This is a genomic window from Deinococcus aerius (assembly GCF_002897375.1).
Classification (GTDB): Bacteria; Deinococcota; Deinococci; order Deinococcales; family Deinococcaceae; genus Deinococcus; species Deinococcus aerius.
The window spans coordinates 288,203-301,053 of record NZ_BFAG01000003.1; the positions used below are offsets into that span (position 1 = coordinate 288,203).

The window sequence follows — 12,851 nt, forward strand, 5'->3', positions numbered from 1 at the left end:
CAGCTTGCGTCAGGGCTGCCGCCTCTCCTTTCACTCCTCCAGAAAAATATCCAGCGGCAGGAAGGCGCTCACCGTGTAGTTGGGTGCGTCCACGATCTGGCTGATCTTGAGGTCCACGCAGGCGCTCGCCAGCACGTAGGCTTCTTCCAGCGTCAGGCCGCGTGCCTGGAGACGGCGCAGCAGGGCGCGCAGGGCGAGCCGAGCCGCTGTCATCAAATCGGGGTGGTGGCCGGTCGTCGCGTGCCAACGGGTGCTCGTGCCGCCGTGGGTGGGGGTGATGAACTCGGGGGTGGAGAGATTCGCGCCGCGTTCCAGCCCGAAGCGCAGCGTCACCCCTCCGGCACACTCGATGCCGGTGCCGCTCAGCTCGCCGTCCCCCTGCGCCGCGTGCAGGTCGCCGACCGAGAAGAGGGCGCCCGGCACCTCGACGGGCAGGAACAGGGTGCTTCCCGCCACGAGTTGCCGGATATCCATGTTGCCGCCCACCTGCCGGGGCGGAGCGGTCGGATGGGGGCCGGGGGCGGCGGGGGCCACACCCATCACGCCGGGGAAGGGGACGAGCGGAAGGCGGATGCCGGGGCGGAAATCCGTGTGCGTCCGCTCCCGCAGATCCCAGAGGTGGGTATACGGTTGAAGGCCCTCCTCCGCGAGCGCGGCGTCCAGCAGGCCGATGCCGTTCGGGCGGCACCCAGTCCAGCCCCAGGCGGCAGTCCGCACCTCCAGAATCTCCACTTGTAACACGTCCCCCGGCTCCGCCCCCTCCACGAAAACCGGCCCGGTAAGGGGATGGCCGCGCGGTCCCTCCCGCTCGGGAAAGGCGTCCGAAGCCGCCAGCGCGACGAGTTCGGGCGGGCCTTTCAGCTCCCCCGCCGCTGCCCGCCGCGCCACCCCGCCATCAGAGGCGTCCAGGGTGCCGGAGGTGACCGTATCGCCGGGCCGGATGGTGAGGGCAGGGCGCAAGCCGTTGTCCCAGACGGTATGAATGGCATCGGTGCCGAGGTGGTGGTCGCTCATGCTCCTCCAGGGTACGGGTATCCTCGTCCCATGCTCGACCCGCACGCCGCTCTCCCCTTTGCCGCCACCGTTCATCCGGGGGCGCGTCCGGCCCTTCGCCTGACCTGGGACTCGCGCGAGGCTTCCCCCGAGGTGGCGTTCGTCGCCCTGCCCGGCGAGCGGATGCACGGCAACCGGTTCGTGGAGGCGGCCCTTGCGGCGGGGGCCCCCTTCGTCCTGACCGACCTTGAGGTGGAGCGGGCGGTGAGGGTGCCGGACGCGCGGGAGGCGCTGTTCACCTGGGCGCGGGCGGAACGCTCTAGGAACTCCCTCGTCGTGGGCATCACGGGCAGCGTGGGCAAGACGACCGCGAAGAATTACGCGGCGGCGGCGCTGAACGCCCACTTCATGCCCGTGTACAACACCATGCCCGCCATCGCCTGCTTCCTGATCGAGTTCGGGGGGAGCGCGCGGCCCCTCGTCGTGGAGATGGGGATTGACCATGTGGGCGAGATGGCGCAGCTCGTGGATCTCGTTCACCCCGACGTGGGCGTGGTGACGAGCATCGGGGAGGCGCACCTGGAGCAGCTCGGCAGCCTGGAGGGTGTGGCACGCGAGAAGGGCGTGATCCTGCGGGGCGCGCGGGGGCTGGTCGGTACTCAGGCCGCCCCCTGGTATCCCGGGGTGGACACCTACGGCTTCGGCGAGGGCGCGACCTATGCGGGGGAGGGGCTGACGGTCACGCCGGAGGGCGCCGACTTCACCTTCCGGGGCGTGCCCGTCTCCCTGCCGCTCGCCTCGCGGGTGCAGGCGGAGGCGGCGGTGCTGGGGCTGACGCTCGCGCTGGAGGCGGGGGTGCCGCTGCCGGAGGCCGCCGAACGAATGGCCGGGGTGCAGGTGCCGGGGGGCCGCTACCGGGTCCATCCCGGGCGCTTCACCGTGATTGACGATGCCTACAACGCCTCACCGCTCGCCGTGACCGCCGCCCTCGACGCGCTCGCCGCCTTTCCGGGCCGCCGGATCAGCGTGCTGGGGCGGATGCTCGAACTGGGGGACACGGAGCGGGAGTTGCACGCCCGGGTAGGCGCTCATGCCAGGCAAAGGGCTGACCTGACCTACGGGGTGGGCGCCTTTGCCGCCGAGCTGGGCGAGCGGCCCTACCCCACGGTGCCCGACCTCCTCGCCGACCTGCTCGCCGAGGTGCGGGACGGGGACGTGGTGCTCGTCAAGGCGAGCCGGGGCATCTCGTGGACGCCCGAGCGGCGGGCGCAGGAGGGGGTGGGGCTGGACACGGTGGTGGAGGCGCTGCTGAGGGAGCGGTCAGCGGTCAGCGGTCAGCCGTCAGCGGGAGAGGGGCGGTAGCGGCAGATCGCTCCGCACCTTCTCAGCCTCCGCCGGGAAACAATGCCTCCATGCGCCGCTCCCTCTTCTCCGCCCTCGCCCCGCTGCTCCTGATCGCCGCGTGCGCCCCGGCGCCCACCTCGCGCGCACCCTCCGCGGCCCCGGCCTTCAGCGCCGCCTTCGCCCCCGAAGGCGTGGCCTGGATGGACCAGGGGCAGGCCTGCGTGGCCCGGGCACCGTCCTACCGTCCCGTTTGCCCGAGGCTGCCGGGCCGGGTGGCGGCGGTCGGCTGGAACAGGGGAAATGCCTGGGCAGCCCTGCCGGGGGTGGGCCTGCTCGTCACGCTCGACCTGGCGGCCCGGTCGGTCCCGGTGGGGCGGGTCGTCGCCCTCTCGGCCACCCGCGCCTACCGCGAGGACGGCAGCGCCGTGACCTACGACGGGAATGCGGCGACTGGTGTGTCCGGGGCGCCTTCGGCGGCGGTCACCGGGGGCGACGGGCAGGATTACGTGCTGCTCGCCGGAGCCCTGGTGCGGGTTGCGGACGGGACGGTGCTGGAGCGGGTGGCCGGGCCGCTGCTGGAGGTCACGCCGACCGGGGCGCGCTCGACCAACCTGCCGTCCGTGACCACCCTCGCCGGGACGTACCGCCTCACGGGCACCGCGCTGGAGCGGCTCGACGCGGCGGGGCGAGTCCTGAAGAGCGTGCCCCACGGGCCGGGGCGGGTCGGCGTGGTCGGCGGGGACCTGGTGACCGTCTCGCCGGGCGGCGCGGTGCGGGTGTTTGGCAGTGACCTGCAACCCGTGAGCCGCTGAAGCCCAGTTCGACCTTCATCATTCGGGGGTCCCCCTTCGGCCTTTCACAGGCCGATTTTTCGTCGTCTCAGACGCTGTAATTCTCCTGTCAGAGTTCCGTAAGCGGGGGAATGGTTGCATGAGCCGTTCATGCCGCCTGCCTTTGCCCTTTTACCCTGTCCAGCCTCTCCCCGCCACACCGGAGCGGTCCTGGCGCCCATGAGAAAACGCTGAAGCCTGCTCCTCGGGAGGGAGAATGTCGAGCCTGCTACAACGCCTTACAAGTCCGCGCCTGAACGCCATCGGGGTGGAGATCGGCACCAGCGCGATCAAGGTGGTCGCCCTGCGCCCCGGGGCGCCGCCGGTCCTCCAGCACGCGGTGATGGTGCCCACGCCCATCGGCTCCATGCGCGACGGGCTGGTCGTCGAGCCGCAGACGGTCGCCACCGAGCTGAAAAACCTGCTCGCGCAGCACCGCATCACCACCCGCCACGCCGTGACCGCCGTGCCCAACCAGTCGGCGGTCACGCGCAACATCATGGTTCCCCGCATGGAGCGCAAGGAGCTTCAGGAGGCCATCCGCTGGGAGGCCGAGCGGTACATCCCCTACCCCATCGACGAGGTCAACCTCGACTTCGACCTGCTCGACGACCCCGCGCAGGTGCCGGAGGACGGCCAGATGGAGGCCGTCATCGCCGCCGCCCCCTCGGAGGCGGTCGCGCGCCAGGTCGAGGTGCTGCGCCTGGCGGGGCTGGAGCCGACCGTGGTGGATCTCAAGAGCTTCGCCACCCTGCGCGCCCTGCGCGGCAACCTGCTGGGCGAGCACCTCAACAAGACCACCCTCGCCGGGCTGAACTACACCGAGGCGGGCGAGGTCGCGCTCGTGCTGGAGATCGGGGCGAGCAGTTCCGTGATCTCGCTGGTGCGCGGCGACCGCATCCTGATGGCGCGCAACCTGGGCGTGGCCGCCGACGACTTCACGACGGCGCTGCAAAAGGCCTTCGACCTCGACTTCGGCGCCGCCGAGGAGGTCAAGCTCGGGTACGCGACCGCCACCACGCCCACCGAGGACGAGGAGGACCTGCTCAACTTCGACCTCTCGCGCCAGCAGTACTCCCCGGCCCGCGTGTTCGAGATCGTGCGCCCGGTGCTGGGCGACCTGATCACCGAGGTGCGGCGCTCGCTGGAGTTCTACCGGGTGCAGTCGGGCGACGTGGTGATCGACCGGACCTTCATCGCGGGGGGCGGCGCCAAGTTGCGCGGGTTGAGCACGGCGATCAGCGACGCCCTGGGCTTCCGGGTGGAGGTCGCCAGCCCCTGGCTGACGGTGCAGACCGAGGGGGCGAACGTGGACACGGGCTACCTCCAGACGAACGCCGCCGAGTTCACCGTGCCGCTGGGGCTGGCGCTGCGGGGGGTGAACGCCCGTGGTTGAGATCAACCTCCTGCCGCAGCAGGAGCGCCGGGGAAGTCGCCCGGACGCCTGGCGCTACGCGACCTACGCGGTCCTGCCCCTGACCGCCGCCGTCATCCTGATTCCCGAACTCACCCTGGGCTCGCGCCTGAGCAGCCTGCGCGCCGAGCGGGACCAGCTCAACGGTGAGATTGCCGCCCTGACGCCCACCAAGCAGGAGTACGACCGGCTTCAGGGCGAGCAGCGCACCCTGGAGCAGGTCACGGCGGTCGCCACGCAACTGCGGGACAGCAAGACCTACTGGACGAACGACGTGGCGGCCTTCTCCGCGCAGCTTCCGCGGGGCGGCGGGGTGGCGATCACGTCCATGAACGTCAAGCCCCTGGACCCGGGCGCCCTCGCCACCATGCAGCAGGGCGGGGTGTACGCCGGGAAGAACGTGGTGCGCGAGATCGACCTTTCGGGCACCGCGAGCAGCCAGCAGTCGGTCGTGAACTTCCTGAACACCTTTGAAAACAGCCCCAACTTCGCCGTGAACTTCCGCAGCCTGCAACAGGACGGCGACACGGGCCGCTACACCTTCGCCGCGTCGGTGGGCGTGGTGAGTCAGGCGGCCATCCCGGCGCCCGGGACGCCCGGCGTGACCGGAGACGGCACCCCGCCCTCCGCCCCCATCGCCGCCGCCCCGGCGGGAGGCACCGATGTCCGTTAAGCTCGCCCCCCGTTCCCTCTTCCTGATCGTCCTGGGCGTGTGCGCGCTCGCGGTGCTGTGCTGGTACCTGCTGCGCTACCAGGCCCGCCAGCAGGAGATCAGCCTGCTTCAGGGCGAGCTGGAGACCATCCGCATGAACGCCGACCGCTACCGCGCCGCGCAGCGCGGCCTGCCCGAGTTGCGGCAGACCGTCGCCCGGCTGGAGGTCGAGCGCGACGGGTTCCTGCGGGCGCTTCCCGCCAACGCGCAGTTCGGCACCGTCCTCGACGAGATGCGGCGCAGCGTGCTGGCGGCGGGCGCCGAGATGACCACCTTCAACGTGCAGCCCGGCACCGCCACCGGCCTCCCCGCCGGGGTGCGGCCCATCAACCTGAACCTGGGGGTCAGCGGGCCGTTTGCCGCCGTCTTCCGGGCACTGCGGTCGATGGAAACCATGAACCGCTTCACAACGGTGGGCGGCGTGAACCTGCAACTGCCGCAGGCGACCTCCTTCAACCCGCGGCTGGAGGGCACGCTGAACCTCACCGTGTACACCTTCGATCCGGCGCAGGCGGCGAGCGCGCCCGGCGGCACTGGCGCGGCCCCGTCGGCCCCCGCCGCACCGCCTGCCACCCCCCAGGGAGGCACCCAGTGAGCCGAGCCCTCGCAACACGCCCCAAGCTCAAGATTTCGCGCGAGATGAGGGTGCTCCTGATCCTGCTGCTGATGGTCGCCCTGATCGCGGCCTGGGCGATCTGGAGCAGCAACCGGAGCGCCCAGCAGGCCCTGGCCCAGACGCCGCCGACCCCCCCGAGCGGGGACGCGGCCACGGGCGAGCCGGCGGGTACGACGCCCACCCCCCCTTCCGCGGCTCCCGCCCCCGTGGATGGCGACAACGTGGCCGTACAGCCGGGCGGCGGGGTGGACGTGCCCAGCATTCCCGCCTTCGGCGAGGCGGGGACGGACAACACCAAGGCCGCGGAGACGGAGCCCGCCCCCACCCCGGGCGGCATCAACCCCGACATTGCCCTGGCGACCCTGCCCGGGGTCAACCCCTTCCGCCCGCTGGCCGTTGACAAGGACGCGAGCGCACCGGCGGGACAGCCGACGCCCGCACCCCCCGTGACGCAGAACCCCGTCAGCACCCCCCCGATCAGCCTGAGCCAGCCGGAGCGTCGACCGGTGACGCCGGTGGTCAACACGCCCAGCGACAGCACCAGCGGCGTCATTCCCATCGCGCCCATCCCCGGCACCCCCTCGCGCATCACCGTCGACTCACCCGCGACGACGGGCGGCGCCTTCCCCACCCCGACGATCCCCGGCGCCACCCCCGCCCCGCCCAGGCCCGAACCGGTGACGGTGCTGCGTCCGCCGGCCGCGCGGCCCACCCCGGTCACGCTGCCCAGGGCTTCGGCGACCGCCGCCCGGCCACCCGCCGCGCCCACTCCCGTCCGGCCCCCCGTCGCGGGTGTCCGCGTACCCAAGGAAAGCATCGACCTGAGCAGCGTCGTGGGCCGCGGAACGGGCGCGGGAACTCCGTCAGGAGCTCCCAGCACCCCGGACGGTGGGGAGGGCACCGGAGCCACGTCCGCGACGGCCCTGCCCACCCCCGGCACCCCGCAGCCCATCACCCAACTGGGTGCGGACGCCACCGCCGCGCCGGTCAGCGCCCTCGACCAACTGATCCAGAGCCGCGAGATCGCCCTCAACGCCGCCGTCCTGGGACCAGTGAACACCGCCGTCCTCCGCTCGCGCGACGGGTTCGTGGTCGTGGAGGTCGGGGAGAAGCTGCCCGACTCGGACGCGGTCCTGAAGGCCGTCACGGCGGACAGCGCCACCCTCGCGCTCGGCAACGACACCAAGACCCTGCAACTCAACGAAAGGTGAGCCATGAAGAGATACGCCCTCCTGCTCTCCGCCGCGCTCGGCATGGCCGCCGCGCAGACCACGAAGCCCGTCAGCCCCAGCTCCATCCCCGCCACGCCCGGCGCGTCCGGGGTCACGACCGCCGCCCGCCTGGCCGACGCCGGGCTGACGAGCGCGAACGTCTCCTTCGACCTGCGGCGCTCGGGCAGCGACCTGTCCTCCATGCTGGTGGCCCTCGCCAAGAGTGCCGGGTACGACATCATCCTCGAACCTGACGTGGACGCCCTTCTCCAGGGGGGCAGCACGGCGTCCCCGGGCGCGGCGGGCAGTGGCACGGCGGGCACGCGGGTCACATACAACTTCGTGAACCGGCCCTTCAACGAGGTCTGGCCGCTGGTCCTCGACATCTACGGCCTGAGCTACGAGACGCTCCGACTGGGCGACAAGCCCGTGCTGCGGGTGAGCGCCAAACCCATCCAGAAAATCGTCACATTGCCCAGGGCGCTGAGCGCGGCCCTCGTCGAGCGGCAGCTCAAGCTGTCTTTCGGGAGCGTGAAGGGCAGCGCGCAGGGGACCGCGAACACCGCTCAGGGCGCCACTGCAAGCCCCGCTGAGGACATCGCGCTCGATTCCCCCACCATGCGGATCGTCGCCGAGCCCTCCTCGAACAGCGTCATCATCCGGGGCACGAACCAGGAGGTCGCGCAGGTCGAGCGGCTGCTCTCCCAGATCGTCGCCGCGCAGCCCCCGGCCCTCCAGGCCCCCGCCCCCGTCACGCCGCCGCAGGACGTGCAGCGCATCTACACCGTCAAGGGCACGCAGGCGGACGTGACCTCGCTGCTCGCCGCGCAGTACCCCGCCCTCAAGGTCACGCCCGTGGGGCAGACGGGGCGTGTGGTCCTCACCGGGCCGCAGGCGCAGATCGACGCGGCAATGGGGCTGCTGGGCCAGGTGGACCTGCCCGCCCCCGCCACGCCCACGGCGCCGCCCGTCGCCACCGGGCGCAGCATCTACACCGTCAAGGGTCAGCAGGCGGATATCTCGGCGCTCCTCGGCGCTCAATACCCTGAACTCAAGGTCACGCCCGTGGGGCAGACCGGGCAACTCATTCTGACGGGGCCGCAGCCGCAGCTCGACGCGGCGCTGAGCCTCCTCGGGCAGGTGGACCGCCCGGCGCCCTCGCCCCAGGCGACGGTGCAGCGCGTCTTCCAGCTTGTGAACGCGAGTGCCGAGGAGGTCAAGGCGACGCTGGAGGGCACGCTCGCCCGCGACCTGACGCCCGCCACCCCGCCGCTCGCCAACGTGCCCGTCAACGCCACCGACGCCAACGGCAACGCCGTCACGGTCACGGTCCCGACGAACCAGACGAGCGCGGCTGGGGCGAACGCCGACGCGCAGGCCAAGCAGGCGGCGGGGGCGGCCGCGCAGGCGGCGCAGAACACGGGCGGCGCCACGATCATCGCCGACAAGCGCACGAACAGCCTGATCGTGCGGGGCACCGCCCAGCAGGTGGGGCAGATCGCCGACCTGATCCCGCAGCTCGATCAGGTCGTCCCGCAGATCAACGTGCAGGTCCGCATCCAGGAGATCACCGAGACGGCGGCGCGCAGCCTGGGCGTGGACTGGAAGGTGGCCGTCGGGGGCTTCAACATCAAGATGGGCAGCGGGGGCCTGGGCGCCGCCTTCGACCCCACCCAGAGCCTCGTCGGCTTCAACATCTTCCCCACGCTGACCGCGCTGGAAAACCAGGGCCTGACCAAGCGGGTGTACGACGGCAACATCACCATGCAGAGCGGGCAGCGGTCCCTGGGCACCGGCACGAGCGCCCAGAACGCCTCGGCAAACGCGGCGGCGAGCATCAAGAGCGGCGGGCGGCTGGAGATCAACATCCCGTCGTCGAGCGGGAACATCATCCGGCAGATCGACTACGGCCTCAACCTCGACTTCTTCGATCCGCAGGTTGCGCCCGACGGCACCGTGACGCTGCGGGTGCGCGGGCAGGTCAACAACATCGCGGGGGCCCTACCCACCACCTCGGTGCCCAACCTCCTGAACTTCACCAACAGCGAGGCCCAGAGCAGCATCACCTTCAAGAGCGGCCAGACGGTCCTGATGAGCGGCCTGCTGGGCACCTCCGAGTCGCGCACGAACGACGGCGTGCCCTTCCTGAGCAGCCTGCCGATCATTGGGGCGGCGTTCGGCAAGCAGTCCACGACGCGCACCCAGACGCAACTGCTGGTCATCATCACCGGAAGCGTCGTGAAGTAACCCTTTTCGGGGCAGGCGGGCGGTTTCCTTCGGGGAGCCGCCCGCCCTGCCGTCTGGGCAGCCCCCCGGGGCGCCTGGCCTCCCCAACGCTACAGTCGGCCCCATGAGGTATCTGACCGCCGGGGAGTCGCACGGGCCGCAACTGACGGCCATCATCGAGGGATTGCCGTCGCAGGTGCCGCTGGGCAAGGGTGACATCGACCCCTGGCTGCGGCGGCGGCAGGGCGGCTACGGGCGCGGGCGGCGCATGGTGATCGAGACGGACGAGGCGCAGATCCTGAGCGGGGTGCGCGCGGGCCGGACCACGGGCGCCCCCGTCACGCTGGCGATCGAGAACCGCGACCACCGCAACTGGACCGAGATCATGTCCCCCGAGCCGGGCGGCGAGCCCCGCAAAAAGGCCCTGACCGACGCCCGCCCCGGCCACGCCGACCTGACGGGCGGCATCAAATACCGCCACAAGGACCTGCGCGACGTGCTGGAACGGGCCTCGGCGCGGGAGACGGCGGCGCGGGTCGCGGTGGGGTCGGTGGCGCTCAAGCTCCTCTCGGAACTCGGCGTCGAGGGCGCGAACTACGTGGCGAGCCTGGGCGGGATCGAGACGCGGGAGCCCTTCTCGTGGGACGCGCTGGGGGCCATCGAGGAGTCCGACCTGCGGACCCCCGACGAGGACGCGGCGGCGCGGATGCGCGAGCGCATTGACCAGGCGAAGAGGGACGGGGACACCCTGGGCGGCATCCTGGAGGTGCGCTTCCGGGGGCTGCCCGTCGGCCTGGGGAGCTACGTCCACTGGGACCGCAAGCTCGACGGGCGCATTGCCCAGGCCTGCCTCAGCGTGCAGGCGATGAAGGGCGTGGAGATCGGGCGGGCCTTCGAGAACGCGGTGAAACCGGGCAGCGGCGTCCACGACGCGGTGTACTACAAAGACGGCTCCTACGCCCGCGAGACGAACGCGGCTGGCGGCCTGGAGGCGGGCATGACGAACGGCGAGGAACTCATCGTGCGCGTCGCCATGAAGCCCATCGCCACGCTGATGAAGCCGCTCCCGACAGTCAATGTGGTGACCCATGAGGCGTCCGACGCCGCCCGCGAGCGCAGCGACACGACCGCCGTGCCCGCCGCCGGGGTGATCCTCCAGTGCGTGATCGGCTGGGTCCTGGCCGACGCGATGCTGGAGAAGTTCGGGGGGGACACGTTGCCCGAGCTTCAGGAGCGGGTGGCGGCGGCGCGGGCCTACGCCCGTGACTACTGAGCCTCGGGAAGGGCTGGCCCAGCGGGTAGAGGCGGCCCTGGCCGAAGCCCTGCTGTCGCCCGAGTGGCCCGAGGGTGAAGGCGTCACGCTCCCTCACGGGCTTTCCTCTAGACTGTCCCCCATGAACGGGTCCGGCCTGATCGAGCGTCCCGTCACCTGGGTGGCGCTGGCGGGCTTCATGGGGACCGGGAAAAGCCGCGTCGGCTGGGAACTCTCGCGGGCGCTCGCGCTGCATTTTGTGGACACGGACAAGCTGATCACGCGGGTGGTCGGCAAGAGCATCCCCGAGGTCTTCGCGCAGGAGGGCGAGAGCTACTTCCGCGCCTGCGAGGCCGAGGTCGTCCGGCGCGTGACCCGCCTCGACCACGCCGTCGTGAGCCTGGGGGGCGGCACCTTTATCCATGAGGCGAACCGCCGCACCCTGCTGGAGCGCGGCCCGGTCGTGGTGCTGTGGGCGAGCCCCGAGACCGTCTACCAGCGCACCCGCCACAGCGACCGCCCGCTCCTCAAGACGACTGACCCCCTCTCGCGCATCCGCACCCTGATGGACGAGCGCGAGCCCCATTACCGCCAGGGCACCATCCACGTCCACAGTGACGGCCGCCCCGCCGAGGAGATCGTGGAGGAGGTTATCGAGCGTCTCTGGGCCTGGTCGGACGCGCAGGCCGCGTGGAGCGAGGCGGAAGCCGTGGGAGAACGTGCGTCGGATTGAGGTCGGCGGCGCTCAGCCGTACACGGTCACCGTCGGCCCTGGGCTGCTTTCCCAGCTCCGCGTGCCCCAGCGCCAGGTCGCCCTGATCCACCCCGCCGATTTACCTCGTCCCTTTGTCGAGACGGTGCAGACCACCCTCTCCCCCACCGTGACGGTGACCGTCCCACCCCGCGACGATTGCAAGACGCTGGAGGTTTATTCGGGGGTACTGTCGAGACTGGCCCAGGCAAACCTCCCGCGCGACGGGGCGGTGGTGGGACTCGGTGGAGGGGCGGCGACCGACCTCGCCGGTTTCGTCGCGGCGAGCTACCTGCGAGGAGTCGCCTTCTACACCCTGCCCACCACCCTGCTCGGCATGGTGGACGCGGCGGTGGGCGGCAAGACGGGCGTGAACCTGCCCGAGGGCAAGAACTTGGTGGGCGCCTTCTGGCCCCCGGGGGCGGTGTGGTGCGACACGGACACCCTCGCCACCTTGCCCCCCGCCGTCTTCGCGGAGGGCGCCGCCGAGGCGTACAAGCACGGCCTGATCGCCGACCCGACCCTGCTGCCCCGCGTCCTGTCCCCCGACTTCCGCCCGGGTGGGCCGGGCCTGGAGGACACCCTCGCCGACGCCATCGCCGTGAAGGCCGGCGTGGTGACGCGCGACCTGACGGAGCGGGGCGAGCGGGCCTTCCTGAACTTCGGGCACACGCTGGCGCACGCGCTGGAAGCGGTGACGGATCACGGCGTCACCCACGGTGAGGCGGTCGGGTACGGGATGCACTACGCGGCCCTTCTCAGCCGTGCCCTCGGCGGGGCGGACCTGACCCGGCACACCCTCGCCTTCCTCGGCTGGCAAAACCCCCAGCCCCTCCCCTCCCTCACCTTCGAGGACGTGTGGCCCTACATGGCCCGCGACAAGAAGGCCGACTCGGAGGGCGTGCGCTTCGTGCTGCTGCATGATCTGGCCCGGCCCTACCTGGCGCGGGTGCCGGGAGAGGTGCTGCGGCGGGAGTTCGGGGTGTGGCGCGAAGACGTGGCGGCCAGGGTGCCGCCTGTGGGGTACGGTGGGGCATGATCACCCACCTCGCTTTCCTCTTCCGGCGTGACTTGTCCCGGCTGCGCGAGGAGGTGGAGCTGTACCCGGACGACGCCTCGCTGTGGCGGGTGGCGCCGGGCATTACGAACTCGGGAGGGACCCTGACCCTGCATCTGGCGGGCAACCTGCGCTGGTTCATCGGGCAGGAACTGGGGAGCGTCCCCTACGTCCGCGACCGGGCCGCCGAGTTCAGCCGCCGGGATCTCCCGCGCGCCGACCTGCTGCGTGAGGTTCAGGCCACGGAGGAGGCCGTCCAGGCAGCGCTGGCTGGGCTGGACGAGGCCGCCCTGAGACGCCCGCCCCCATCCTCCTTCCCCGGCGGTCCCGGGAGCGCGGACACCGCCTTCATGCTGCTGTCGCTCTCGGTTCACCTGAGCTGGCACCTGGGCCAGATCAACTATCACCGCCGCCTGCTGGCCTCACCGTCCTGACCCGCCCTCCT

The 12,851-nt window shown here is 71.6% G+C and carries 12 protein-coding genes; 11 read left to right on the top strand and 1 reads right to left on the bottom strand.

Annotated features, from left to right (window positions below; translation table 11 throughout):
* Positions 1–30: 30 nt before the first annotated feature.
* Complete coding sequence (locus DAERI_RS06280; RefSeq protein ID WP_103128564.1) at positions 31–1,014, bottom strand: acetamidase/formamidase family protein; 984 nt, start codon at positions 1,012–1,014, stop codon at positions 31–33.
* A gap of 30 nt (positions 1,015–1,044) precedes the next feature.
* Here DAERI_RS06280 and murF point away from each other — a divergent pair, with 30 nt between their 5' ends.
* The 11 genes from murF (at position 1,045) to DAERI_RS06335 (ending at position 12,840) form a co-directional block, all read left to right on the top strand.
* Positions 1,045–2,355, top strand: coding sequence for a UDP-N-acetylmuramoyl-tripeptide--D-alanyl-D-alanine ligase (gene murF, locus DAERI_RS06285; RefSeq protein WP_103128565.1), 1,311 nt, complete (start codon positions 1,045–1,047; stop codon positions 2,353–2,355).
* 50 nt (positions 2,356–2,405) lie between these two features.
* Entirely contained in the window at positions 2,406–3,149 is a 744-nt protein-coding gene (locus DAERI_RS06290) for a hypothetical protein (RefSeq protein ID WP_103128566.1), read from the top strand.
* 235 nt (positions 3,150–3,384) lie between these two features.
* Positions 3,385–4,563, top strand: coding sequence for a type IV pilus assembly protein PilM (gene pilM / locus DAERI_RS06295; protein WP_103128567.1), 1,179 nt, complete (start codon positions 3,385–3,387; stop codon positions 4,561–4,563).
* Entirely contained in the window at positions 4,556–5,254 is a 699-nt protein-coding gene (locus tag DAERI_RS06300; RefSeq protein ID WP_103128568.1) for a fimbrial assembly protein, read from the top strand. Before pilM ends, DAERI_RS06300 begins: the two co-directional genes overlap by 8 nt.
* Entirely contained in the window at positions 5,244–5,888 is a 645-nt protein-coding gene (locus DAERI_RS06305; RefSeq protein WP_103128569.1) for a type IV pilus inner membrane component PilO, read from the top strand. Before DAERI_RS06300 ends, DAERI_RS06305 begins: the two co-directional genes overlap by 11 nt.
* Positions 5,885–7,120 (top strand): hypothetical protein, encoded by a 1,236-nt coding sequence (locus tag DAERI_RS06310; RefSeq protein ID WP_103128570.1) that lies wholly within the window; start codon positions 5,885–5,887, stop codon positions 7,118–7,120. The genes DAERI_RS06305 and DAERI_RS06310 overlap by 4 nt, the downstream gene beginning before the upstream one ends.
* Before the next feature lie 3 nt (positions 7,121–7,123).
* Positions 7,124–9,367 (top strand): secretin N-terminal domain-containing protein, encoded by a 2,244-nt coding sequence (locus DAERI_RS06315; protein WP_235610275.1) that lies wholly within the window; start codon positions 7,124–7,126, stop codon positions 9,365–9,367.
* A gap of 103 nt (positions 9,368–9,470) precedes the next feature.
* Positions 9,471–10,619, top strand: coding sequence for a chorismate synthase (gene aroC / locus DAERI_RS06320; protein WP_103128571.1), 1,149 nt, complete (start codon positions 9,471–9,473; stop codon positions 10,617–10,619).
* 121 nt (positions 10,620–10,740) lie between these two features.
* A complete protein-coding gene (locus DAERI_RS06325) occupies positions 10,741–11,331 on the top strand; it encodes a shikimate kinase (protein ID WP_165794096.1) in 591 nt (196 codons plus the stop codon).
* A complete protein-coding gene (gene aroB, locus DAERI_RS06330) occupies positions 11,318–12,388 on the top strand; it encodes a 3-dehydroquinate synthase (RefSeq protein ID WP_103128572.1) in 1,071 nt (356 codons plus the stop codon). Before DAERI_RS06325 ends, aroB begins: the two co-directional genes overlap by 14 nt.
* The gene (locus tag DAERI_RS06335; RefSeq protein ID WP_103128573.1) at positions 12,385–12,840 is read left to right on the top strand and encodes a DinB family protein; all 456 of its coding nucleotides are present in this window, start codon (positions 12,385–12,387) and stop codon (positions 12,838–12,840) included. The genes aroB and DAERI_RS06335 overlap by 4 nt, the downstream gene beginning before the upstream one ends.
* Positions 12,841–12,851: the final 11 nt, after the last annotated feature.